Raw genomic sequence first — 25,902 nt, forward strand, 5'->3', positions numbered from 1 at the left:
TGATGACAGCGGCAACGAAGCTCCCTATTTCGGTCTGCGTCGCGGGCGTCAGCGGCGAAGTCGGACGATTGCTGGCCAAGTCCATCCTCGAACAGGATGATCTGCGACTGACCTCGGCAGTTGCGCGCAGTGCAAGCGGGCGCACCGTCGGCGCGCTTCTTGGTTGCGATTGCGACCTGGACATCCGGCCAAGCCTGGCCGAGGCCTTGGAACGAGACCGGTTCGATGTGCTCGTCGACTATACGTCGGCAAATGTGGCTTATGCCAATGTGCGGGCCGGGCTCGAAGCCGGCATTCCGGTTGTGGTGGGGACGTCGGGGATCACCGCCGAAGAGTTCGAGCAACTGGATCGTCTCGCGCGTGACAAGAAGATCGGGGCGATCCACGGCAATTTCGCCATTACCGCGACGCTGGCGCAGATTTTCGCCGCCGATGCCGCCAATCACCTCAAGAGTTGGGAAATCATCGAATTCGCCCACGACGGGAAGATCGATGCCGTCAGCGCCACCGCCCGCGAGCTCGCCAATCGCCTCGCCGAGCGCGGTGGGCCGGAGCGAAAATTGGCGCTCGATGCCTTTGTCGGCGACAATCGGTCTCGGGGTGCCACGATCGAAGGCACGCAGGTTCACGCCTTGCGGCTGCCGGGCATGGTTGCCGGTTTCGAGATCATTTTCGGCCGCGGCCATGAGCGGCTGACCATCAGGCATGAGGCGCTCACCCGTGCCGAACCCTATATCGGCGGCACGTTGCTCGCCATTCGCAAGGCCCCCCAGCTTATCGGCGTCCACCGTGGACTGGAGTCGGTGCTTGCCTTGAACTGAATGTCGAACGGCTCTGCAATCCACGCATCGCCCATCAGAGGAACCGTACCGGCGCTTGGAAGAAGGAATGACGATGGCAGATGTCAGGGACTATGAGCGTGCGGAAAGGCTGTTGCCCTTTACCCGCTCCAAACTTGTTGCCGGCGGTGCCGTCAAGCCGGTCTGGATCGAGAAGGGGCAGGCTTTCTGGTATCTCAGGGAAAGTCCCGCCGGGCATGAATTCATCCTGGTCGATCCGGGTAGGAAATGCCGAGCACCGGCCTTCGATCACGGACGGTTGGCCGATGCGCTGAAGGCGGCGAGCGGCGAGCCGGTGGATGCGGCGGCGCTGCCCTTCCGGTCGATCCGGCCCGAGGATGATGCGGTCGCGTTCGACGCTTTCGGCGCACAGTGGCGATGCGATCTCGATACCTATGCCTGCGAGAAGATCGAAGGGCATATTTCGGCGAACCCGCTGGAAGTGAAATCGCCGGACGGCAAATGGGCGGTTTCGCGACGCGGACATGACCTTTGGATCCGCTCCTCAGCAACGGGCGAAGAGCGTGCACTGACTTCGGACGGCATCGCCGACAATAGCTATGCCTCGCCGCTGGATTCGCTAAGCTTCGGGGCATTGCTGCGGAAGGTCGGGGTTCCGCATCTACCGCCGCTCGTCGCCTGGTCGCCGGATTCGCGCTCCTTCGTCACCCATCGCATCGATCAAAGCGGGCTTCGCCTGTCTCATCTGATCGAGACTGCACCGCCCAATGGCGAGCCGCCGATCCTGCACAGCTATCGCTTTGCGCTGCCCGGCGACGAGAAAGTTGCGATGGGCGAACTGATCGTCTTCGATGCGGAAACAGGCGCGACGGTCAGGGCCGAGAGCGGACCGATGCTGATGTGGCTCATGTCGCCTTTGATGTCCCACGAAACATGGTGGGCGGAGGACGGCGCCACCATCTATTTCCTCGAGCAGCCAAGGGATCTGCAGACATTGTGGCTCAAGCGCCTCGACCCGAAGACGGGAGAGGTCCGGACCCTGATCGAGGAGAAAGGCGAAGGCTATCTCCACGCTACCCAGATCCTCGGCGCCAAACCGATCGTTCGCGTGCTTTCGAGCGGCGAAGAGGCCTTGTGGTTTTCCCAGCGTGACGGCTGGGGCCACCTCTATCTTTACGACACGAAAGACGGCGCGCTGCTGAACCAGGTCACGTCGGGGGAGTGGCTGGTCGAGGAGATCCTGCACGTCGATGAGCAGGCGCGTGTCGTGACCTTCATCGCCGCGGGGCTGGTGGCGTCGGATCCGTATCGGCGTCAGGTCTGCCGGGTTGGCCTGGACGGCCACGGCTTTACGCGCCTCGGCGACGACGATCTCGATCATATCGTCACCATTCCGCCGAGCGGCGCTTATTATGTCGACTCCGCGTCCGCGGTCGACACGCCGCCGGTCGTCAGCGTGCGTGACTGGAACGGCAAGCTAATGGTCGAGCTTGAACAAGCCGACATTTCGAAGCTGCTGGAGGCGGGCTGGACCGCCCCCGAGCGCTTCTGCGTGAAGGCGGCCGATGGCGTCACCGACATTTACGGCAATCTCTATCGCCCGCACGGCTTCGATTCGAGCCAGCGCTATGCCGTGATCGACTCCCCATATCCCGGGCCGCAGCATGGCCGCGTCAATCCGAATTTCGGCGACCGCGTCCATTATGATGTCGAATCCGTCGCTGCGCTCGGCTTCGTCGTCGTGACCCTGGACGGGCGCGGGACGCCGGGGCGAAGCAAGGCCTTCCTCGATCTGGCCCGCGGCCATCTCGAAAATGCCGGCTTCCTCGAGGACCATGTCGCGGCGATCCGTCAGCTTGCCGAGACCCGCCCCTGGATGGATCTCGACCGCGTCGGCATTTTCGGGCTGTCCGGCGGCGGCTTCGCGACGGTCCGCGCGCTTTGCACATATCCCGATTTCTACAAGGTCGGCGTTTCATCCTGCGGCAATCACGATCAGCGCCTCTATCAGGCCTCCTGGGGCGAGACGCATATCGGTCCGCTCGAAGGGAATGAGGAGGCCTATCTTGCGGCGTCCAATGTCGAGCTCGCCGAACGTCTGCAGGGCAAATTGCTGCTGATCCATGGCGAGATGGACGACAATGTCCATCCGCACATGACGATGCGGCTTGTCGACAGGCTGATCGCGGCCAACAAGGATTTCGATCTGCTGATCGTGCCTGGGGCCGAGCACGCCTTCGTCGGCTATATCGGCTACGTCTATCGCCGCCGCTGGGATTTCCTGGTGAGGCATTTGCAGGGCGTAGAGCCGCCGGCCGGCTACCGCATCGCCGACCCGCCCATCCGCCTCGATGGTCTGATCGGTTGAAATCTGCATGGAGCTCGGTTCGATGAACAATGTCCCCTTTCCGAGAATGAGGCCAGCGCGCCCGGACCCCGCTTACGTTTCGGCGACCGCGGGCAAGGCGATGATCTCGACCTCCCATCCGCTGGCGACGGAAGCTGGCCTGACGGCGCTCCGGCGTGGCGGCACCGCCGTCGATGCCTATCTTGCCGCGGCAGCGGTCCAGACCGTCGTCGAACCGACCATGACGGGCCTGGGCGGCGGTCTCGGCATCATGGTGTTCGACCCTGCGACCGGAAAGAGTCGGGCGGTGGGCGGCATGGCGCTGCTTCCGGCCGCCGAAAATGTCTCCACGTTCGACGACGACGCCTTTCAATCGGGCCGAACAGCGACGGTGCCAGCCTGGGTCTCGGCCGCGCATGGCGCGTGGAAGAAATGGGGCAAGCTCGCCTGGTCCGATCTGTGGACCGACGCCCTTTCCTGCGCGCGCGACGGCTTCATCGTCGATCAATTGCTGTGGGGCACGATCTGGGAATATCGCAACGTGCCCGGCATCACCCAGGCCGGGCGTGACGTCTGGTATCCGGGCGGCCGGTTGGTCTGTGTCGGCGAGGAACTTCGTCAGCCCGCGCTCGCTCGCACGATCGAGGGCGTGGCCGAACAAGGCCCGGACTATTTCTACCGGGGCGACTTCGCCAGACATTATGTCGATGTCGCGCAGGCGGCCGGCGGCCGGCTCACGCTCGACGACATGGCGTCGGCGCCGGACAAGATCATCGACATGGATTTGCCCGAGCTCGTTCTTGCCAATGGCGACGCGCTGCACACGAGCGGGCTTTTGTTCGCGCTCGCGCTCAACCTCGCGTCCATCGGCAATCTCGGCAAGATGGGCCGGCCGACCGAGGATGCCGACAGCCTCTATCTATCGATGCGGATCATCGAGGAAAGCTGGCACCATGGCTTGGCGCTCGCCCAGTCCGGGACGGCCGGCTTCGGCGGCTTTCAGCAGGCGATCGATGCCGTTTCTCCGGAAGCAGCAGAGAAGCTCTGGCCTCAGGTCAAATCGGGTCCCCCGCATCCATTCGACGGCATGAGCATGGATACCTGCGGGATCGTCGCCATCGATGAATCCGGCCTGATCGCCCATGGCACGCACTCGACCACCAGCACGCCATTCGGAGTCGGCCTGATCGCGGACGGCGTCCTCCTTGCCCGACCTGTCTACCATTTCGCCCGGCGCCCGGTACCGTTGCCGGCAGGGTGGGGGACCAGCCTGCTGATGCTGCGCGGCGGCAAGCCGCTCTTCACGGCCGCATCACCGTCCATCTCGGCGATCCAGAACGTCTTCCAGAACAGCGTCAATGTGCTCGAATGGGGAATGACCCCGGGTGAATCCGTGCAGCAGCCGATGTTCGGCGCGACCCTCTATCCGAGCCAGCGGCCGATTATCGAGGCGACGATGGGGGAGACGATCATAGCGGACGTCGAGCGGCGTGGCCTGAAGGTGCAAAGGGTGTCGCCGTGGGAACAGGAGATGGGCAGCTGCCATTCGCTGCACATTGCAGAAGATGGGACTTTGGACGGGGCCGCCGATCCAAGGCGGCTCGGCCGTGTGGCAGGATATTAGGGTCAGATTGAAGTGCCCGCCAGAAACGATCGTCGATCGATTCCCGCGGTCGCGCTTGGTTCAGGAATATTTGGCCCCCGCCTGCGCCTAAGCCTTACCGAGACACTTCCTGACCGCCGCGGTAAGTTCGCTGGCGCGCGGATCGAGGAGACCGATCTCCGCATAATTCGGAACATAGCCGAAGGCGACGCGGGATTCCGGGTCGGCAGCGCCGAGCGAGCCACCGGATCCAGGATGCCCGAATGAATTGGGACCCAACATGGGATTGACCGGCAATGTGGGTCGCCAGAAGCCCAGCGACATGTTGAACAATTTCTTCGTGTAGGGCTGCAATTCCTCTGGGACGCCGTGCATACGGGAGCGGTCGGTCTGGACTTCCGTCGCTTTTGCCACCGTGTCGGCCCGGAGGATGCGGATGCCGTCGACGTCGCTCACCGTCGCCGCATACATGCGAGCGAGGGAACGGGCGTTGGCCACCATATTGCTCGCGGGGAATTCACCAGCCCGATAGGCCCGCGAGAGGAAGATCTCGGGCGTGACGGCGCCCACCTGCCCGGCTCGCATGAAGGCCGAATCGGGTGCGTACAAGCCTTGCATCAGCGCGGCCGCCACTGCGGGGTCGAACCCCATCGCCTTGGAGAATTCGGCAACCATTACCTCCGGGGATTTGGAAGGGATGGTCCATTCGCGTTGCGAATAAAGCGGCTCATATTCCTCGGGCATGCCGATCCAGGCAGTCAAGCCGAGCGGGACGGCGATTTCCTCGTGAAAGAATTTGCCGATGGTCTTGCCGCTGACGCGCCTGACCAGTTCGCCGACCAGATAGCCGAAGGATTCCGCATGATAGAGATGTTCGGTGCCGGGCTCCCAGAGCGGCTTCTGGACTTCAAATGCGTGAATCATCGGCCCCCATTTGGCCGTCTCCTCGAACGTCACGGGGGTGTCGATCAGCGGCAGCCCGGCCTGGTGCGCGAGCAGATAGCGGACCGGAATTGTTTCCTTGCCGGCCTGGCCGAATTCCGGCCAATATTTGGCGACGGGCGCTTCGAGATCGAGCTTGCCGCGTTGCACGAGAAGATGGGCACAGATGGCGACCGCGCCCTTCGTGGTCGATGCGAGAACGGTGACGGTTTCTCGTTCCCACTTACGTCCCGTCTTGCTGTCGGCCAGGCCGCCCCAGATGTCGACCACCGGATGCCCGTCCAGATAGACGCAGCATGAGGTCCCGACTTCTTTCCCGTTCTTGAGATTGGCGCGGATGATGTCCGCCACAGGCTCCCAGCCCTTTTCGACCAAACCAGTGATGCCATCCATTGTTTCGTACCTTTTGCTGACGGCGTCCGCGGCGCGGAGGGTCTTGGGGAACAAGGCCGCAGCGCCGAGAACCGCCGTGGCTGTCAGGAGTGATCGACGATCGAAATCCGTCCGGTTCATGATGCGTCCTTTTCGTTCGATTTCGCCCGGCCGGACGGGTTCACTGGCTTATGCCTTGCCCAGACATTTCCTGACCGCATTGGTCAGTTCGATCTGCCGCATGTCGATCATCTTCGCGGCCCAGAGATTGGGGACGTAGCCGAAGCCGACACGCGAATCCGGGTCACCGGCGCCGAGCGATCCGCCGCTGCCGGGATGACCGAACGAAGCGGGGCCGAGCAACGGAAGCATCGACGAATTGGGCCGATGGAAGCCCAGCGACATGTTGAACATCTTGCGCGCATAGGGTTCCAGCTCGGGCGGCGCGCCGTGCATGCGGGAATTGACGGTCTGGATCTCCGTCATTTTTGCTACCGTCTCCGGCGTCAGCAGCCGGAAGCCGTCGACCTCCGCCACCGTCGCGCCGTACATGCGGGCGAGCGAATGGGCGTTGGTGAACATGTTGCCGCCGGGGAATTCCATCGCCCGATAGGCGCGCGAACCGACATTCTCCCCATTGAAGCCGCCGAACTGGCCGGCCTTGAAGAAGTCGGTGCCGGGCCCGTACATGGTCTTGATCACCTCGACTGCGATGGGAACTTCCCACCCCATCACCTTGGCGAAATCGGCGACCATCGCGCCCATGAAATTCTCTGGATAGGGCTCCTGCTCGACCGTGGCGACGCGCGGTTCGATTTCTTCCGGCAGGCCGATCCAGGCCGAGAGCTTGAGCGGCCGGGCGATCTCTTCCTGGAAGAAGGTGCCGAGCGTCTTGCCGGTCACCCGCCGGACGATTTCGCCGACCAGGAAGCCATAGGTCACGGCATGGTACATATGCTCGGTGCCGGGGGTCCAGAGCGGCTTCTGGACCTCCAGCGCGCGAATGGCCGGATGCCAGGCGCGCAGGTCTTCGAACGTCACCACTGTGTCGGTGTAAGGCAGGCCGACCTGGTGGGAGAGCAGATAACGGACCGGGACATCCTCCTTCCCCGCCTGGCCGAATTCCGGCCAATAGCGGGTGACCGGTGCATCCATGTCGAGTTGGCCACGCTGGGCGAGGAGGTTCGCGCAAAACGCGGCAGCGCCCTTGGTGGTCGATGCCACCAAGGCGACCGTATCCTCCTGCCATGGACGATTGGCGGCCTTGTCGGCGAGACCGCCCCACACGTTCACGACCGGACGGCCATCGACATAGACGGCGCATGAAGCGCCGAGGTCACGACCCTCCTTGAGATTGGCGCGGAGGATGTCCGCGACCGGCCCCCAACCTTCTTCGACAAATCCGTTGAGACCATCCATTGCAGGAATCCTTTTGCTTGCCGTGACAGGGGTTGCCGGCGCGCAGGCAGGAATCAAAGTTGCCGCGCCGAGAGCCGTGGCGGTGGCCAGGAATGACCGGCGATCGAAGCCGTTCGCCAGCGTGGAAATCCCGTCATCCTTGCCGCTCATCTCTCGTCCTTTCTTCTACTCTGCGTTACTGACTACTAGTAGATAGTAACGCTATATAGATCAAGCCCTGAATCCGAAGAAATTGCTCAGCATGCAATCGGGCCGCTCCAGCGAGTCGAACGGCCCGGGTGCGTCATTGGCCGGTGAATTTGGGCGGGCGCTTCTCCGCCAGTGCGGTGATCGCCTCCTGATGGTCGCTGGTCAGGTTCGACAGCGCTTCATAGGCGATGCTCGCATTCATCATCGACTCGGCCAGTTGGCGGAGCGGGATGTTGATCGTCATCTTGGTCCAGCGGATCGCCTTGGTGGCGCCCGACGCCAGCTTCTCTGCAAATTGCCGGACGACTTCGTCCAGTTCCTCGCGCGGCACCGCCCGGTTGATGAGGCCGATGCGCGCCGCCTCCGTTGCCGTCATCAGATCACCGGTCAGCAGGAATTCGCGGGCGCGGGCGTAACCGATCAGCTGCGGCCAGATCGTCGCGCCGCCGTCGCCGGCGACCAGTCCGACGCTCACATGGGGATCGCCGATCTTCGCCGAATCCGCAGCAAAGATGACGTCGCACAGCAAAGCGATGGTCGCCCCCAATCCCGTAGCGTGGCCGTTGACCTTGGCGATGACCGGCTTCTCGCAATCGAGCAGCGACAGCACCATCTGTTTGGCCTCGCGCGCCGTCTTTTCGAACAGGGACGGATCGTCGATCATCGCCTGCATTTCCTTGAGGTCGCCGCCGGCGCTGAACGCGCGGCCGGCCCCCGTCAGGACGATGATGTCGGAGTCCGGATCGTTGGAACAGTCGACGAATAAGCGCGACAGCTCCTCATGCAGCACCGCGCCAACCGCATTGAGCTTGTCCGGCTGGTTGAGCGTGACTTCGAGGATGCGGCCATGACGTGTAAAGGCGATGGTTTCGTAACTGTTCAACTCGTCCTCCTTGATCAGGGCACCGAGGCGGCCGCCCTTTCAACTTGTCGAACCGACCCATCACCCGGCGAGCGGCGCTCATCGACGCCGCCCGTGCAAGGCATCAGCCCGGCATCGGCGCCAGGCCGCGCGTGACGGTGACGGATCGCAGGAAGGTGATCGCGTCATAATCGGCCACGCTTTGCGGACTGAGCGGCGTATATGGAATATTGGGTGCGCTTCCCTTGCGCGGCGGCAGCGCCGCAAGCGCGCCTGGCGGAAGGCCGCGGCTGCGGCCGGTCGGCAGGAACAGGTCGGATCCCTGCGCCATCAGCCGGCCTTCGAGACTGCCCGCTTCAGGCACGTCGATCGTATTGGCTTCGGACTCGCCGACGGCACCGGCGACGACCGCGAACCGGTCGCCGAACATCTGGTCGAGATGTGCGCCGGTCGGCAGGAATTCGTACCAGGGCAGCTTCGCCCGGGTTCGGCGGAGGTGGATGCTGTGCAGGAAGACCATGATCTTGCCGCGGCCCTGTTCCCGCTCGGCGATCCAGGCCAGATGCTCGGCCGCCATCGCGTCGCGCATCGACACGAGTCTATCCAACGATTCGCCCCGCGCCGCCGCCGCATGCAGGAGCAGCAAATTGCGGGCGACGACCAGGTGACGGAGCGCCTGGCGGAAGGAATCCATGTCGGTCTTGCCGACGAATTCGGGACGGCGCATCTTGAATTCGAAAATGAGGTTTTCCACAGCCAGACGAAGACCCTGGGCGCGCGGCGACACGCCGAGCTCCTTGCCGGTCGTGGGCGGAATGGCATTCTCGTCGCCGGCGAAGATCCGTTTCATGATCTCCTGGGCCCGAGCCGTTGCCGTTTCCTCCCACTCCTTGTCCGAGCCCAGCAGGGGATCGACGATATTCCGATATTTTGCGGCGGCGTCCGGATCGGTCCTGTCGAGATAGGCCAGCGCATAGGTCAGGCCATCCCGCGGGCTTTTTGTCGTCTCCTGGTCGGAGGCGAGGGTGCCGTAAAGGTTGAGTTTCACCTTATGGGCCGGATCGTCATTATATCGCTTCAGCCACGCGATGAGATCGCGATTGCGCTCCCAATGGCCGATGCCGACCGAGAAGCCTTCGTCTTCGATCGCCTTGAAGCTCGTCCCACGGCCCTGGATATAATCGTCGATCAGCCGCGCCCGCATGTCGTTGGTCTCTATCGTGATCGCCCGAAAGCCATGCTTCTCGACGAGCCGCTGGAACAACCGATTGCGGACGACCAGGAACTCCTCGCCGCTGTGCAGGGGCTCGCCGAAGCCGAGAATGTCGACGTCGCCGAGACGCGCCATCAGCCGGTCGACGGCGCCATCGAAATTCTTGTCGAGAGAGAAGCGGATCGACTCGCGGGCGATCCAGTCGTCGATCGTTGCATAACGCTGCGGCACGGTCACGCGAGCGGAAGCGGCTTGCGATGCCAAAGCGGCGACACCCGTGGCGGCGGTCCCCGCAAGAAAGGATCGGCGGCCCATCTGGCCGAGTGGACTCGATGAGGTCATGCTCGCACTCCTTGTTCGATGATAGGGTTCATTTTGCTACCGAGTCAATTAAAATTGCATGAGAAGCAAATATGGTCTTTCGGCCAAGGCGTTGTGGCTAGGACATGCGGCGCCGATAGGTGATCATCGCGAAGACGTAGGCGACGATGAGGATGCCGACGCACCAGGCAAGTGCGATCCATATCGCGTTGCCGACCGGCTGCCCGGCCAGAAGGTCGCGGATCGCGTTGACGATCGCCGTCACCGGCTGGTTTTCTGCGAAGGCGCGGACAGGTCCCGGCATGGAGGCGGTGGGCACGAAGGCCGAGCTGAAGAACGGCAGGAAGATGAGCGGATAGGAAAAGACGCTCGCCCCCTCCACGGATTTGGCAGTGAGGCCGGGGATGACCGCCATCCAGGTCAATGCCAGGGTGAGCAAGGCCAGGATGCCGGTCGCGGCCAGCCAAGCTTCTATGCCGGCGCCAGAGCGAAAGCCGATGATCAGGGCGACGAGCAGGACCACCGCCACCGACAGGAGATTGGCGACGAGTGAGGTGAGCACATGGGCCCACAGCACCGCCGATCGGGCGATCGGCATCGACTGGAAGCGTTCGAGGATACCGTTCCTCATGTCGAGGAAGAGCCGGAATGCGGTGTAGGAGATGCCGGTGCAGATCGTGATGATCAGGATGCCGGGGAGCATGTAGTTCACATAATTGTCGGTCCCGGCCTGGATCGCGCCGCCGAAGACGTAGACGAACATCAGCATCATGCCGATCGGCATGACCGCGGTTGTGAAGATGGTGTCGACGCTGCGGGTGATGTGACGCAGCGAGCGACCGAGCAGGACGGCGGTGTCGCCGAAGAAATGCGTGCTCATGATGAATTCCTTATTTGGCTGCGGGAGCGTTGCCGGCTTCAGCGGTGTCGCCTGGCGTGCCTTTGCTTCCGATGTTATCTTGCTTGTCGGCTGCGCCGACGATGGCGAGGAAAATGTCCTCGAGCGTGGGCTGCTTCTCGACATATTCGACCTTGGCGGGTGGATGCAGCTTCTTGAGCTCGTCGAGGGTGCCGTTGACGATGATCCGGCCTTCGTGGAGGATCGCGATCCGGTCGGCGAGCTGTTCCGCTTCGTCCAGATATTGCGTCGTCAGCAATACCGTCGTGCCTTGCTCGGCGAGGCTCTTGACCGTCTGCCACACTTCGATGCGTGCCTGGGGGTCGAGGCCGGTCGTCGGCTCGTCGAGGAATATGACCGGCGGATTGCCGATCAGGCTCATCGCAATGTCGAGCCTGCGGCGCATGCCCCCGGAATAGGTCGACACCTTCCGCGCGCCGGCGTCGGTCAGTGAAAAGCGCTTGAGCAATCCGTCCGCGATCGCGCCCGGATTCTGGAGGTGCCGCAAGCGGGCGATCAGCACCAGATTCTCGCGGCCGGTGAGGATTTCGTCGACCGCCGCGAATTGCCCGGTGAGACTGATCGAATCGCGTACCCTCGTGGCCTGCGTGGCGACATCGAAGCCGTTGACCAAGGCTGCGCCGGCATCTGCTGTGAGCAAAGTAGACAGGATCTTCACGGCGGTCGTCTTGCCGGCGCCGTTCGAGCCGAGCAGGGCGAAGATGCTACCGCGAGCAACGTCGAAATCGACGCCGCGCAACACCTTCAAATCCTTGTAAGATTTCTCCAGGCCGCGAACGCAGATCGCGTTGCCTTGGGTCTGATATGCTCCCACCAGGACACTCCTTCCAATCGCTACTATGCGTTGCTAACTAGCAGTACATAGTGACACAGAATAGCGCGCGTCAAGGGATGAAATTGCTTATCCTGCAATTTTCTGTGAACGACTCCTGCAGGCGCAAATTAAAACGGGGGCGCAGGACTGCACCTGCGCTCCCGCAGGATTGCTCGCTGGTTACGATTGGTTCTGGGCTGCGCGATTGACGCTTTCCGTCAGCCTCTGCCTCTCCCGCAGCCGCCAGTCCCCCTGGGGATAGTTGCGGATCATCTCTTCGATGAATTCAACCGGGTCATTGCCGACTATGTCGCGGATGGGAATCCCGTCCGCCGCGCTCTGCTCGAACAGGTCGGCGATATTCTCGAGGAGGGAGGCGGCGTTGTCGGCATCCCCGGGCCCGGAGAACATCAGATAGCGTTCGAACGCATCGACCGCTTCGCGATAATTGTCGGGAAGGTTGCGAACTCGCGCCTTGTAGGCGCGCCACCTTTTCTTGTCGCCGATCAGCTTCAACGCGAGATCCGAAAGAATCGACATGGTCAAATTTCTCCTTTGTGAAGTCGGTCGAGCCTTTCCGCGAGGAAGTTCCAGGTCTTCCAGAATTCTTCAAGATAAGCATGGCCTTGGGCGTTGAGTGAATAGACTTTGCGCGGCGGTCCCTTCTCCGACGGGATCTTCTCGATATCTACGAGGCCGCGCAGTTCGATCCGGACGAGCAGGGCGTAGACCGTGCCTTCGGCGATGTCGGCGAAGCCTTCGTCGCGCAACCTCGCCGTAATCTCGTAGCCATAAGCCGGCTTGGCCGAGAGGATCGCCAGGACGATACCCTCCAGCGTGCCCTTCAGCATCTCCGTAATCTGCTTTCCCACCCGGCGATCACTTTCCACTACTAAGCGTTGCTAATTACCGGTACATAGTGGCGCTGAATAGCGGCGTCAAGCCTGCGAAGCGTCTCATGCCTTTCGAGCAGCCTGGGCTCGCGCGAGGCATTTACTGACCGCTGTGGTCAACGCGCCGGCGCGCGGCTCGATCAAGGTGGCGATCGTGCGGTAAATCAAGCTGGGCGACGAGTGAATCTTCCGTAGCGATTGTTCGTTGGTGACGATAAGTTGCTCGTCAGGCAAGTTCGGCGGCGCGCGCCCTTGGCTTGAGGCACAAGCAGGGGTTCACGGAAAATTGCACACGACGCAAATACTCTTGACAGACGAGCAATTACGAGTCAGCAATATGGAGGGTCGCAGCACTATCCCCCATGCATGCGCATCCTGCCTCTGGTGGCGTTTTTTCCAAAAGGGGGCCGACAAGGGGGAACAGGAAGATGGGGACGATCATGACCGCGTGCTTAAAGCCAAAGGCGTTGCTTCTTTCGACCACGATGGTCCTGCTTTTGTTGCCCGCTGCGCAAGCCAGGGCCGAGGACGGCGCCCAGCGCGATGTTGCAGCAAGCGACGCGTCGCAGGACCAAGGCGAAATCGTGGTGACCGCCCGGAAGCAGAGCGAATCTTCGCTCGATGTGCCGATGGGATTGACGGCACTTGGTGGCGAGCAACTCGAAAGGGAGCAATCCTACCGCTTGGAGGATTTTGTCGGCAAGGTGCCTGGCTTGAACATGTCCGAAGCGCAGGGAACGCAGCTCGTCATTCGCGGTATCGCCTCGACGGGCTTTTCGATCAATGCGCCGGTTGCGACCTACATCGATGATACGCCGCTCGTGGGCGTGGGGCCGTTCTCCGGAGGGTCGGCGAACACGCCAAACTTCGACACTTTCGACGTCGCGCGCGTGGAGGTTCTAAAAGGTCCTCAAGGCACGCTCTATGGCGCCACGGCCCTGGGCGGCGTTCTGAAATATGTGACGAATGCGCCCGACCCCTCTGGCTTTGCAGCCAAGGTGCATGGCGGCCTCTTCAGCGTGGCGCACGCAGATGGCGTGGGGCACAATCTGCACGGCATGATCAACGTGCCGCTGAGCGACACGCTCGCTTTCCGCGCGGTCGGCTATCATAACGAATATCCGGGTTATATCGACGACCCTTCGCGAGACCGCGAGGACATTCACGACATGCGGGTTTATGGCGGTCGCGCATCCTTGCTGTGGCAGGCAAGTCCGGATCTCTCGATCCGTCTGAACGCGCTCACTCAACAGCGCCGGTGGGACGGGCTTGCTTATGTTGAGGTCGACGGGGGTACCCTCGCGCCACTCGGCTGCGATTATTGTCAGACGCGCTTTGCCGATCAACCGGGCGAGTCGCGTCTCCAAATGTATAATGCCACGGTCAACTGGGATCTGGGGGGCGTCGCCCTCACCTCCAGCACGACCTATGATAAATGGCGCTTCCGCAATTTTTCCGAATTGATCGGCCTTGGGCCGACGGCGGGCTTCCTCAAAGAAGGTCTGCCGGGGCTCCTTAGCGGAGATTGGACGCTGCTGGTCGATTTCGACTATAAGGGCGACGAGATTGTCCATGAAACCCGGCTGGCGTCAGATGGAGACAATTGGCTGAACTGGCAGGTCGGCGTTTATTATACGGACAAGGAAGCATCTCAGGACCAGAAATATCTAGCCTATAAGAAGAGCCTGGATGCCGTTGTGCCTCCGGAAGTCGGCGGCAGCTTTCAACCGACCACCTATCGCGAATTGGCCGGATTCGGTAACCTTAATTTTGAAGTCACTTCGGAGTTCGATTTCACCCTAGGCGGACGCATTAGCGATCAAAAGCAGACTTTTGAGCAGCTTGGCCGCCTTGTGGCTCCCTCAGCTCCTTTCACGACGACAACCGATACGGTCTTTACCTGGTCCGCCGACGCACGCTACCGGGTCACGCCGGACAACATGGTGTACGTGCGCGTTGCCACAGGGTTCGTCCCCGGCGGGCCGAATGTCGCGCCACTTACGCCTGATCCGAACTTTCCAGCCACCTTCGAGTCATCGACCACCACAAATTACGAGATTGGATATAAGGGTTCGCTGCTGGAGAACGCCTTGACGGTCGAACTTGCCGCCTACAGGATTGACTGGAAGGACATTCAGGTCGGGCAACGAATTGGCATTTATAACGCCCTTGCCAACGGTGCCACCGCGAGAAGCCAAGGTTTCGAATGGGCCTTTAACTACAAACCGATCGCAGGCCTGACGCTTGGTTTCAACGGCGCGTACACAGACGCCAAGCTGACGAAGGATTCGGAGCCTAGCGTTGTCGGCAGGAAGGGCGACCGATTGCCGATCACGCCGAAGTGGCAACTCGCGGCAAGCGCCGACTATAAATGGCCGATGTTCGGGGTTGACGGCTTCGTCGGCGCGGACTGGCGCTACAAAAGTAATTACTTTGGCGAGTTGGTCACCCTGCCGACGCCACGCCAGCTTTTGCCGGGCTATCATGTTTTCGACCTTCGCGCCGGTGTAGAAGCCGACAATTGGAGGCTGAGCTTCTATGTCAAGAATGTCGGCGACGTCCGTGCGATCAGCTATCTGGCGCAGGAGACGGCACTGACTTACTTCAGGGCCTATCTGATCACGCCGCGCACGATTGGCGTCGATCTGACGTTCGATTTCTGATGTTGGAATATGCGCGGCCGGCTTCATTGTCGGTCGCGCATCTTCATAGCGTACGGCCTGGCCCTTCGTCGAGGAGCTGACCTCAGCAAATGAATGGCAGCGTCCGCCACAGGTTCGTCGCCGTCAAATGAGGTCGGTTAACATGTCGCCTGATGCGCACAGCGGACCGCTGAGCCTCCTCCGGTCCGCGCCGCGCCTGGATCAGGCCTTCACCTGGCCCGAACCGGCGCAGAATCTGGACGTCGTCGGCCGTCTGAAGATGATCTTCCACGTCAGCACCGATGCGGTCGACACGGATTTCGTCGGCCGCCTCTCCGATGTCTTTCCGGACGGCCGCCATCGCAATCTTCCCGAAGCGGCTTCGCTGCTGGAACCAAATATCTATGAGTTCGACGTCGACTTGCGGGCGACCCCCAATCGCTTTCGCGCCAGCCGGCACATCCGCATCGACAGCTTCTCGGCCGACTTCCCGCGTTGCGGTCGCAACAGCCATAGGGGCGGTCTCGGCGAGACGCCGATGGTCGCGATCCGGACGATCTTCCATGATCCGGAAAGGCGCTCCCATCTCGTCGTCGGTGTCATCGGTGATGGGCCGCAATGGGCGACGGCGGACGTCCGCAACCAAGGGAAGCAGGCATGAGTGCAATCCGAGCAATCGAAGAACAATTGAGCGCGCTGCTCGGCGATCCTGATGTGACCCGAGGGGTGGCCGGCGCCGTCATCGGTGTGTCGATCGGTGACGAGCAGGCGGTGCTTCCCTTCGGCAGCGCCAATCTCAACACCGGTCAGCCCTTTACCGAAGATACCGGCTTCCTGCTCGGCTCCGTCACAAAGGTCCTCGTGACGATGGCCTTGCTCCGCCTCGTCGAGCGCGGTCTCGTCGATCTCGATGCGCCGGCCCAGAATTATGTGCCGGAATTCACGCTGAATGATCCTGATGCGGCCGCGCGCATCACGGTGCGCATGCTCGTCAATCACACCAATGGCATCGATTCCGATTCGCTCTGCCCGGTCGCGGTTCGCGGCCGCGATGCCAGCAAATCCTATACCGCCCATCTGCCGCGGATCGGCCTGCTGTTCGAGCCCGGCACCAGCGTCAGCTATTCCAATCCCGGTTTCGTGCTTGCCGCCCGCATCATCGAGGAAGTGACCGGTCAGCCGTTCGAGCGGGCGATCCAGACCGAATTATTCGATCCCGCCGGCATGGGCGGCGCGACCGCGCTCCAGACCCAGGCTTTCCTCCGCCGCACTGCGGTCGGCGCGACCTTCGATCCCGCCACGGGCGGATTGCGAGCCAGTTCCGTCTTCACCCTGGGCGAAGGGCTGGCCGGCGGCGGCACGACGTTGATCGTCAGTCCGCAGGACATGCTCACGTTCGGACGCATCCATTTGAATGGCGGCGTCGCTCCAAACGGCACGCATGTGCTGGGTGAGGCTTGGGTATCGGCGATGCGCGCCACCGAATTCGACCTGGGCGTACCGCCGACGCCGCCTGTCGGCCTCGGATGGTGGGCCTATCCGATTGCAGGAACGACGGCCTACAGCCATGCTGGCGGGTCGCCGGGCGGCGTCTCCAATTTTTCGGTCCTGCCGGATTATGACGCGACCATCATCAGCTTCGCCACCGGGCCCGGCACCGGCGCGCTGAACGATATCGTCCACACCAAGGTGATAGAATCACTGACGGGACGCAAGGTCACGCCGCCCTTCGACGTGCGGCCTGAACCGATCGACCCGGCGCTGGCCGGCGAATATCGGACCTTCCAGCGCAACCTGACCGTAGCGGTGCGTGGCGACGAACTGGTGGTCACCGGCGCGTTCGAACCTTGGGACGACGAGCATCGCGAGCAATTCAAGGAACGGGTCGCCGCGACTCCGCCGGAGACGATCTTTCGCAGCATCGGGTCGGGCCGCTTCATCCGGGCCGGAACCGAGGCTGGCGCTTATGCCGGCATCCTCGGGCGCGGCGGCGTGATCACCGCGCTTCCGGCGACGGCGACCCGTCGGGCCGGGCTGATGTACGAGTGGACCCGGTTCATGCCGAGGACAGGCTGACGGACAGGCGAGAGAGCCGCAACGCGACCAGAGGGAGGGAGATAGAGATGTCCACGATTCTAACTGGAGCGGAGGCGGAGATGCCGGTGCCCGCGCCGGAAGTCGGTCCGCGCCCGTCACCCCGTGCCTGGTATGCGCTGGCGATATTGATCGTCGCCATGCTGTTCGGCTTCGTCAACGGTCGGATTCTGCTGCTATTGGCGGAGTTCATAAAGCAGGATCTGTCGCTCAGCGATTTCCAGATCGGCGAGACGCATGGCGTCGCGCCGGCTTTGTTCGGGATGCTTTTCGCCTACCCCGTGGCTTGGCTCGCAGATCGTTTCGAGCGGCGGACGGTCTTGGCCCTTTCCGTGATCTTCTGGTCGATAGCGACCGCAGCCACCGGCCTCGCCTGGGACTTTCCCACCTTGCTCTTCTGCAGCGTCGCCATCATCATCGGGGAAGTCGGCCTGTTTCCGATCATCTGGTCGCTCATTTCCGACCTGTTTCCCAAGAAATGGCAGCCACGCGCCTTCATCATTTTCTATGCCTGCCAGGTTCTGGGCGGCGGCCTTGCCACAGCATTGGGTGGCGCCTCGATCGGCGCGATCGAAGGGCTGCGACCGCTGCTGCCGACGTCGATCCAGGAACTGGAGGCATGGCGATTGGTGTTTTTCTTTGTCGCCTTGCCTGGCCCGCTTGTCGCGCTCGGAATATTCGCCATCGGCCGCACCAAGCGTACGGTCACCGCCGCGCAAGGCCCCAAGGCGATGGCGCCAATCCGTCCCTATCTTCGCGAACATGGCCTCGTGATGTTCGGCACCTACGCGACGGTGGGATTGTTCCAGTTCGCGGTCATCGGCATGGGCACCTGGACGGTCATTTCGGTCATTCGCGCCTTCAAGGTGGATGCCGCGACGGTCGGCGTCAGCTACGGCACCTACTTCATGGCCGGCGCGGCAATCGGCCTGGTCCTGGCGATGATCCTGACGCCGGTTTGGCGCCGGCTCGCTGGCACCGCCTTTGCATTGAGGGCGATTTCCTACGCGGCGATACTCTTGATCCTGCCGGCTCTGCTGCTGCCCTTCACAACAGCAATCTGGCAGGCTTATGCTTTGGTTTTCATCCTTCCGATCATCTTCGTCCCCGCCGCGTCGTTGATGCCGAGCATGATGGTGGATATCGTGCCGGCCCCTGTGCGCACGCGAGCGGCCTCGATCGGCAGTCTGTTCCTGTTCAGCCAGGCGATCGCCTCGCCCTTGATCGGATATGTCTCCGACCAGATGGTCGGCGTCGAGAGGGGCCTGATGTGGGCGATGGCGATGGTCGGCGTGCCGGCTTATGTGGCCTGCTTCTTGCTCGCCCGCTTCATGGAGAGCCGATACCGCCGGACAGTCGCGATCGTGGAAGCAGAATCAAAAAATTGCGTACAAAGCAATCTTCCTTGACAGCAAGGCAATACGGCCTAGCCTTGGATCTGCCGAAGGAAATGCGAGGAATCAGCCATGAGCGCGGAGCGCCCAATCGACGCCGCGGCCATTTACGACCATCTGCGGAGCCGCGAGACCTTGTTCGTTTTCGGCCAAAGCGCGGGGAAGACCGATGCGCTCTACCCGGTCCTGTTTCGCGCCATCGCGGACGACGATTATCTGTTTGACCTGTCTTGCGAGGCGCAGCCCGGCCAACTCGCCGGATTGATGCTGCTGAGCGCAGTCCACTATCTCGTCCTCAACAATCCCGAGGAGCCGCTGGCGGACTATTATGGCTCGGTCCGACCCGATCCAAGACTGCCGGGCGATGTCGTGCCGATCTTCACCGCTTTCTGCCACGCGCACGAGGATGAAATCATCCGCCTTCTCAGGTCGCGGACGTTGCAGACGACGTCGACCTCGCGCGCAATGGGAATTCTGCTATCGCTCGATCATGTCGCCAAGCAGATCGGCGAACCCTTTTCCATCGTAGAGATTGGCTGCAGCGCAGGTTTGCTGACCCTGTTCGATCATTATCGCTACGATTTCGGCAATGGTGAAATCCTCGACACCGATGATGCCCCGTTCACCGTCGTCGGCAAGTTCGTCGGCAAGGTTCCACAGCGACCAAAGACGTTCCCACGGATCAGGCGCCGGATCGGCCTCGATCTGGCACCCCTTGATCCACAGGACCCGGATGTCCGTAATTGGGTGGTCGCTCAGACAATCGCCGATTGGCCGGCCGAAGTAGCGAACCTTCGGGCCGCACTCGAATATCGTGCCGATATCCCGATCGAAGTGGTGAAGGGCGATGCGCTGGAAACGCTTCCATCTCTGCTCGACGAAATTGAGGGCCCAGTCTGCGTCTATCATTCACAATGCCTCTATCAATGGCCGGCGGAAGCGCGGGCCAGCTTTGATGAATTGCTGCGCCGGCGTGGCCGGGAACGGACCATTCATCGGATCGGCATCGAGATGGTCGGCGACGCACTGTCCTCCGGCGGCGCGACCAACCCGCTGCCGATGGAGATCCTCCACACGATCTATTCCGGCGCCGGCGAGAGGGAGCGGCTGCTGGGTCGGGTCGGCGGACTGAAGGACGGATCGATGGAGTGGACCGGCTGAGGGAAGTGCCCCTGCAGGCTGGCGCCGCAACTGGCGTTGCTCACGAATGAGGATCGATCAGACAGATGGCACTTTGGTGATCGGGAGAGAAATGGGACGGAAGGAAATATGGCGTGTCCGAGGCTGAGATCTTTCCGGTCGCCGAAGCCTGGTCAGGCAGCGCGCACATGGACGCCGCCGGTTATGAAGCGGCAGCGCGCGAGGCCGAGGCCGATCCGGACGCCTATTGGGCCAGAATCGGTCGCCGCCTTTCCTGGATCAAGCCCTTCGCTCAGGGGAAGGATGTCTCCTTCGCCGCCGACGATTTCCGCATCCGCTGGTACGCCGACGGTATCCTCAACGCCTCCGTCAATTGCCTCGACCGCCATCTGCCGGCGATGCACGATAGCATCGCGCTGATCTTCGAAGGCGACGAGCCTGACCAGCAGGCGACATTCACCTATGGCCAATTGCACGAGCAGGTGTGCCGGATGGCCAATGTGCTCAAGGCACGCGGGGTCGGGAAGGGGGACCGGGTCACCATCTATCTGACGATGATCCCATCCCTGGCGGTGGCGATGCTGGCCTGCGCCCGGATCGGTGCGATCCACTCGGTCGTGTTCGGCGGATTCTCGCCGGACAGCCTGGCCGGCCGCATCAGGGACTGCGACTCCCGGATCGTCATCACCGCCGACGAGGGCATGCGGGGCGGTCGCATCGTGCCGCTCAAGGGCAATGTCGACGAGGCATTGCGGGAGTGTCCGGCCGTCGCCAATGTCCTGGTCGTGCGGCGGACCGGCGCCCCCGTGGCGATGCTTGCCGGCCGCGACCATTGGATCGACGATCTGATCGCGAGGGCCGAACCCGGATGCGACCCCGAGCCGATGAACGCGGAGGATCCGTTGTTCATCCTCTACACATCCGGATCGACCGGCAAGCCCAAGGGCATGGTCCATACGACCGGCGGTTATCTCGCCTGGGCAAGCTACACCCATGAGCTGGTGTTCGATTACCGGCCGGGGGAAATCTACTGGTGCACAGCCGACATCGGCTGGGTCACCGGCCATACCTACGGGATCTACGGACCACTGGCCAATGGTGCTACCACCTTGATGTTCGAAGGCGTGCCCAATCATCCGACAGTGTCGCGTTTCTGGGACGTGGTCGACAAGCATAAGGTGGCCACCTTCTATACCGCGCCGACTGCCATCCGCGCCTTGATGCGCGAAGGGGAGGCGCCGGTGACCCGCACCAGCCGCAAATCGCTGCGCCTGCTCGCCACCGCCGGCGAGCCGATCAATCCGGAAGCCTGGCTCTGGTATCATCACGTGGTCGGCGCGGGCCGTTGCCCGGTCATCGACACCTGGTGGCAGACCGAAACGGGCGGCGTGATGATGAGCCCGCTGCCAGGCGCCACCGCGCTGAAGCCGGGTTCCTGCACACGGCCCCTGCCCGGCATCAAGCCCGTTTTGGTGGACGCCGACGGCAGCTTGCTGGAGGGGGCGGCCAGCGGCAATCTCTGCCTGGCCGATTCCTGGCCGTCGCAGGCGCGAACCATATACGGCGATCACGAACGGTTCCTGCAGACCTATTTTTCGACTTATCCCGGTAAATATTTCACCAGCGACGGCTGCCGCCGCGACGAGGATGGCTATTATTGGATCACCGGCCGGGTCGATGACGTCATCAACGTTTCCGGTCATCGGCTCGGCACTGCCGAGATCGAGAGCGCCCTGGTGGCGGATCCGAACGTCGCCGAGGCCGCTGTCGTCGGCTGCCAGCACGACATCAAGGGCCAGGGCATCTATTGCTACGTCAGCTTGAAATCCGGGGTGGCGCCGACCGATGCAATGAAGGTCGCGCTGCGCAATCTGGTACGGCAGGAGATCGGCCCCTTCGCCGCGCCCGACTTCATCCAGTTCGCGCCAGCCCTGCCGAAGACGAGGTCGGGAAAGATCATGCGCCGCATCCTGCGAAAGATTGCCGAGAACGACCTCTCCAACCTGGGCGACATCTCCACCTTGGCCGAGCCGGGCGTCGTCGAGGATTTGGTGCGCAATCGTGTCCAGTGACGGGTGTTGCTTCGCAAGCAATGCACTTACGGGACCGGGGTGATATAAGTGCTTCCCACGCAATTTCTTTGCTAATCGCGGCAAGTCTGCCTAGGATTGTCCCATGATCGCCACCGATACCAAAGTCATCCATGCCGGGACCCTGCTCGCCGATGCGGGCGAAGCGCCGAAGCGTCAGCAAAGCCTGCTGATCGAAGGCAGCAGGATCAAGTCCGTCGCGTCCGGGTTCATCGATCCCCCCGATGGCGCGAGCCTCGTCGATCTCAGCGACAAGTTCGTCCTTCCGGGCCTGATCGACTGCCATGTGCATCTGACCGGCCAGTTCGGCCCGAAAGTCTTTCTGGAGATGGTACAGGATTCCGAACCCAAGACCGGTTTCAAGGCGGCCCATTATGCCGCGCTGACCCTGGGCGCAGGTTTCACCACCGTCCGCGACGTCGGCGCCTTCGGCAGTCCCGACATCATCTTCGCGCTACGGGATGCGATCGCCGACGGACTAGTCGACGGACCCCGCATCCTCTGCGTGGGCATGATCCTCGGACCGACAGGCGGGCACGGCCAGGTCTTTCCCTATCGTGAGGAGGTTTGCGCCTGCGTTCATTCCACGGCGGGCCGTTGCGACGGAGTCGATGCCTGCCGCCGCGCCGTGCGCCAGCAGGTGGCTTTCGGCGCCGACGCGATCAAGTTCGTGGCGACTGGCGGCGTCCTGACCGACACCAAGACCGGTCTCGATCAGCAATTCTTTCGCGAGGAGATCGAATCGATCATCGAGACTGCGCACGCCCTCGGCCGGCCCGTCGCCGCCCATGCCCATAGCGCAGCCGGCATCAATGCGGCCCTGGAAGCCGGCGTCGATTCGATCGAGCATGGCAGTTTCCTGGACGACCGCTCGATCGAGTTGTTCCTGGAGAAAGGCGCGTTCCACGTGCCCACCCTGATCGCGGGAATGGCCGCGTTGGAAATGTCTCGCGGTCCGACCATGTCTTCGGCGCAGGCCGACAAGGCGCGGCAAGTCGCGGCGGAGATCAAGAACGCGCTTGGCCGTTCCTACAAGGCCGGGGTGCGCATCGCTTTCGGCACGGACGCGGCGGTCGCCCCGCACGGCATCAATGGGCGTGAGTTCGGACTGATGGCGGAAGCAGGAATGTCGGCGAAGGATTGCCTCGTTGCGGCGACCTTGAACGCGGCGGAACTGCTCGGCATCGCCGACGAGGTCGGTACTCTGGAGGCCGGAAAGTCGGCGGACATCATAGCGGTCGATGCGAGCCCTCTCGAGGATGTGACCATCCTGGAAAGCGTGAAGTTCGTGATGGCGCGCGGCAGCCTTTTCAAGGGCTGATCTGGCGCGGGTGAAGACCAATGGTTTCAAGGACGAAGACAAATGGCCGGTGACGAAAGATCTGCTCTGGTGGCGGGCGTCGGGATGATCCCCTTCGGCAAGCCCGGCAAGAGCCCCCCTTATGACGAAATGGGAACGGCCGCGATCCGCCTCGCCATCGAGGATGCCGGCATTGGCTTCGATTTGATCGAGCAGGCCTATGCGGGGTTCGTCTATGGCGACACCAGCTCCGGCCAGAAGGTGATCTACAAGGCCGGGATGACCGGCATTCCGATCGTCAACGTCAACAATGCCTGCGCCAGCGGATCGACCGCTTTATACCTGGCGCGGCAGGCGGTCGAAAGCGGCGCCGCCGAATGTGCGCTTGCTGTCGGCTTCGAGCAGATGGTGCCGGGCGCCCTGGGACTCGTCTTCTCCGATCGGCCGTCTCCGGTCGCGGACTTCAACGTCATTTGCGACGAACTGGTCGATGGCGAGGTGCCGCTCGCACCCAAATTTTATTGCGGCGCGGGCAAGGAGCATATGGACAGATATGGTACCACCCTGGCCGATTTCGCCAAGGTCCGCGCAAAGGCGAGCCGGCATGGCGCGCGAAATCCTTTGTCCGTGTTCCGCAACGTGCTGACCGAAGAAGAGGTGCTCGAATCGCCCCCGATCCTGCCTGGGATCATGACCCGGCTGATGGCCTGCCCGCCGACCTGCGGCGCAGCAGCGGCGATCCTGGTGTCCCCTGACTTCGCCAAGCGCCATGGCCTCGATCCCACGGTCCGTATCGTCGCCCAGGCGATGACGACCGATCTTCCCAACAGCTTCGATCCGCCCGACATGATCAACCTCGTCGGGAGCGACATGACCAGGCGCGCCGCCGATGCCGTCTATGAAAAGGCCGGGATCGGTCCCGACGATATCCAAGTGGTCGAACTGCACGATTGCTTCGCCCAGAACGAGGTGCTTACCTACGAGGCGCTGGGTCTTTGCCCGCCGGGCGGGGCGCAGCGTTTCATCGCCGATGGCGACAACAGCTATGGCGGCAAAGTCGTGACCAATCCGTCCGGAGGCCTGTTGTCGAAGGGGCACCCGCTCGGCGCCACGGGACTCGCGCAGATATTCGAGCTGACCCATCAGTTGCGGGGCACCGCCGATCGGCGGCAGGTCGACAACGTCCGCTATGCGCTCCAGCACAATATAGGCCTGGGCGGCGCCTGCGTGGTGACATTGTACGAATGCGCGCGCTGAGAGCAGGCTGGACCAGGCGGGTTACCGATACCCAGCACAGTCGCTCGGCCGGTCAGGGTTGCGGCCGACCCTATCTATAAAGCAAGACGCACCTGTCGCGAATGGGAGGTCGTTGTCTATGCCGCAAAGGCTGATCTCGGTCATCGGATGCCATGCTGAAGGCGAAGTCGGCGATGTCATCATTGGCGGTGTGGCGCCGCCGCCGGGCGACACCATGTTCGAAAAGATGCGCGCCATGGAGCGTGACCATGACGACGTCCGGCGCCTGCTCCTGTGCGAACCGCGCGGTGCCGTGAACCGTCACGTCAACCTGCTTGTGCCCCCGACCAGGCCCGGCTGCGATGCCGGTGCGATCATCATGGAACCGACCGAATATGTGCCGATGTCGGGTTCCAACATGATGTGCATCGTAACGGTGCTGCTGGAGACCGGGATGGTGCCGATGCACGAGCCGGAGACGGTAGTGACGCTCGATTTGCCCGGCGGCATCGTGACCGCGCGCGCCACTTGTCGGGAGGGCAAGTGCGAAAGCGTCGAGATCGAGAACGTCCCCTGCTTCGTGGATCGGCTCGATGTCATGATCGATGTGGAAGGCTATGGCCAGATGTCGGTCGACGTGGCCTATGGCGGCATGTTCTTCGCCATCGTCGACGCCGCTGCGGTCGGCCTGCCCATAAAGCCCGGAAATGCCCGCAGACTGGCAGAGCTTGGCGAGCGCGTCCGCTTGGCTGCGCGCGCGCAACTCGACGTCGTGCATCCGGAGAATCCGGACATAAAAGGCGTTTCCATCGTCCAGTTCGCCGAGCCGGTCCGCGCCGGTGGAGAGCCAACGCCGAACACGTGCATCGTCGCCCCTGGCCGCTCGGATCGCAGTCCCACCGGCACAGGCACGAGTGCGCGGATGGCGGTGCTGCATGCCCGCGGCCAATTGGGTGTCGGCGGCAGGCTGACACATGGGTCGATCATCGGCTCGCGTTTCGAGGGGCGGATCGTGCGCGAAGTACAGGTCGCCGGCCGACCCGCCATCGTGCCCGCAATTCGTGGCCGGGCATGGATCACCGGCTTCCACCATTATCGTGTCGACCCAACCGACCCGTTCCCGGTGGGCTACATCGTCGCGGACACTTGGGGCGTTACCGGTACGCTGACGCAATGAGTTCGAGATCGGTTTTCGTCAGACCGAAGGCACGCCAGACACTCGCTGCTCGCTATGGTCTCGAAGGATTCATTTCCCAACGCTGGGCCTGCAAGATCTCTTCTCGCGAAGCGGACCGATCAGGAAGCGGAACGG

The 25,902-nt window shown here is 62.5% G+C and carries 20 protein-coding genes; 12 read left to right on the plus strand and 8 right to left on the minus strand.

The window, feature by feature from the left end:
* Positions 1-2 precede the first annotated feature (2 nt).
* The 3 genes from dapB (at position 3) to RQX22_RS07210 (ending at position 4,771) form a co-directional block, all read left to right on the plus strand.
* Positions 3-821 (plus strand): 4-hydroxy-tetrahydrodipicolinate reductase, encoded by an 819-nt coding sequence (dapB, locus tag RQX22_RS07200; protein WP_315725548.1) that lies wholly within the window; start codon positions 3-5, stop codon positions 819-821.
* A gap of 73 nt (positions 822-894) precedes the next feature.
* Positions 895-3,168, plus strand: a complete 2,274-nt coding sequence (locus RQX22_RS07205; protein ID WP_315725024.1) for a S9 family peptidase — start codon at positions 895-897, stop codon at positions 3,166-3,168.
* Between the two features lie 46 nt (positions 3,169-3,214).
* Positions 3,215-4,771: a gamma-glutamyltransferase gene (locus RQX22_RS07210; protein ID WP_315725026.1), complete on the plus strand. Its 1,557-nt coding sequence runs from the start codon at positions 3,215-3,217 to the stop codon at positions 4,769-4,771.
* Positions 4,772-4,858: 87 nt separating this feature from the next.
* Here RQX22_RS07210 and RQX22_RS07215 read toward each other — a convergent pair whose 3' ends face one another.
* The 8 genes from RQX22_RS07215 to RQX22_RS07250 all read right to left on the minus strand — a co-directional run bounded on the left by RQX22_RS07215 (position 4,859) and on the right by RQX22_RS07250 (position 12,673).
* On the minus strand, positions 4,859-6,205 hold the full coding sequence (locus RQX22_RS07215; RefSeq protein ID WP_315725028.1) for a serine hydrolase domain-containing protein: 1,347 nt from the start codon (positions 6,203-6,205) through the stop codon (positions 4,859-4,861).
* Positions 6,206-6,253: 48 nt separating this feature from the next.
* Entirely contained in the window at positions 6,254-7,633 is a 1,380-nt protein-coding gene (locus RQX22_RS07220; protein ID WP_315725030.1) for a serine hydrolase domain-containing protein, read from the minus strand.
* Between the two features lie 133 nt (positions 7,634-7,766).
* On the minus strand, positions 7,767-8,555 hold the full coding sequence (locus RQX22_RS07225; protein ID WP_315725031.1) for an enoyl-CoA hydratase/isomerase family protein: 789 nt from the start codon (positions 8,553-8,555) through the stop codon (positions 7,767-7,769).
* Between the two features lie 103 nt (positions 8,556-8,658).
* Positions 8,659-10,089 (minus strand): erythromycin esterase family protein, encoded by a 1,431-nt coding sequence (locus RQX22_RS07230; protein ID WP_315725033.1) that lies wholly within the window; start codon positions 10,087-10,089, stop codon positions 8,659-8,661.
* Positions 10,090-10,186: 97 nt separating this feature from the next.
* On the minus strand, positions 10,187-10,948 hold the full coding sequence (locus tag RQX22_RS07235; protein WP_315725035.1) for an ABC transporter permease: 762 nt from the start codon (positions 10,946-10,948) through the stop codon (positions 10,187-10,189).
* A gap of 10 nt (positions 10,949-10,958) precedes the next feature.
* Positions 10,959-11,801 (minus strand): ABC transporter ATP-binding protein, encoded by an 843-nt coding sequence (locus RQX22_RS07240; protein ID WP_315725037.1) that lies wholly within the window; start codon positions 11,799-11,801, stop codon positions 10,959-10,961.
* A 180-nt stretch (positions 11,802-11,981) separates the two neighbouring features.
* Positions 11,982-12,341 carry a DUF1048 domain-containing protein gene (locus RQX22_RS07245; RefSeq protein ID WP_315725038.1) on the minus strand — a complete coding sequence of 120 codons (360 nt, stop codon included), beginning with the start codon at positions 12,339-12,341 and terminating at the stop codon, positions 11,982-11,984.
* A gap of 2 nt (positions 12,342-12,343) precedes the next feature.
* Complete coding sequence (locus RQX22_RS07250) at positions 12,344-12,673, minus strand: PadR family transcriptional regulator (protein ID WP_315725040.1); 330 nt, start codon at positions 12,671-12,673, stop codon at positions 12,344-12,346.
* A 449-nt stretch (positions 12,674-13,122) separates the two neighbouring features.
* On the opposite strand from RQX22_RS07250, the gene RQX22_RS07255 reads away from it, so the two are divergent.
* The 9 genes from RQX22_RS07255 to RQX22_RS07295 all read left to right on the plus strand — a co-directional run bounded on the left by RQX22_RS07255 (position 13,123) and on the right by RQX22_RS07295 (position 25,767).
* Complete coding sequence (locus RQX22_RS07255) at positions 13,123-15,357, plus strand: TonB-dependent receptor (RefSeq protein WP_315725041.1); 2,235 nt, start codon at positions 13,123-13,125, stop codon at positions 15,355-15,357.
* Positions 15,358-15,499: 142 nt separating this feature from the next.
* Positions 15,500-15,997 (plus strand): CocE/NonD family hydrolase C-terminal non-catalytic domain-containing protein, encoded by a 498-nt coding sequence (locus RQX22_RS07260; protein WP_315725043.1) that lies wholly within the window; start codon positions 15,500-15,502, stop codon positions 15,995-15,997.
* On the plus strand, positions 15,994-17,412 hold the full coding sequence (locus RQX22_RS07265) for a serine hydrolase domain-containing protein (RefSeq protein ID WP_315725045.1): 1,419 nt from the start codon (positions 15,994-15,996) through the stop codon (positions 17,410-17,412). Before RQX22_RS07260 ends, RQX22_RS07265 begins: the two co-directional genes overlap by 4 nt.
* A 47-nt stretch (positions 17,413-17,459) precedes the next feature.
* On the plus strand, positions 17,460-18,839 hold the full coding sequence (locus RQX22_RS07270; protein WP_315725046.1) for an MFS transporter: 1,380 nt from the start codon (positions 17,460-17,462) through the stop codon (positions 18,837-18,839).
* 57 nt (positions 18,840-18,896) lie between these two features.
* The gene (locus RQX22_RS07275) at positions 18,897-19,985 is read left to right on the plus strand and encodes a DUF2332 domain-containing protein (RefSeq protein ID WP_315725048.1); all 1,089 of its coding nucleotides are present in this window, start codon (positions 18,897-18,899) and stop codon (positions 19,983-19,985) included.
* Positions 19,986-20,098: 113 nt separating this feature from the next.
* Positions 20,099-22,036, plus strand: a complete 1,938-nt coding sequence (gene acs, locus RQX22_RS07280; protein ID WP_315725050.1) for an acetate--CoA ligase — start codon at positions 20,099-20,101, stop codon at positions 22,034-22,036.
* 103 nt (positions 22,037-22,139) lie between these two features.
* Entirely contained in the window at positions 22,140-23,375 is a 1,236-nt protein-coding gene (locus tag RQX22_RS07285; RefSeq protein WP_315725052.1) for a metal-dependent hydrolase family protein, read from the plus strand.
* A gap of 42 nt (positions 23,376-23,417) precedes the next feature.
* Entirely contained in the window at positions 23,418-24,611 is a 1,194-nt protein-coding gene (locus RQX22_RS07290; RefSeq protein WP_315725054.1) for a lipid-transfer protein, read from the plus strand.
* Between the two features lie 118 nt (positions 24,612-24,729).
* Positions 24,730-25,767: a proline racemase family protein gene (locus tag RQX22_RS07295; RefSeq protein WP_315725056.1), complete on the plus strand. Its 1,038-nt coding sequence runs from the start codon at positions 24,730-24,732 to the stop codon at positions 25,765-25,767.
* Positions 25,768-25,902 lie beyond the last annotated feature (135 nt).

The organism is Sphingosinicella rhizophila, assembly GCF_032378825.1.
Taxonomy (GTDB): Bacteria; Pseudomonadota; Alphaproteobacteria; order Sphingomonadales; family Sphingomonadaceae; genus Allosphingosinicella; species Allosphingosinicella rhizophila.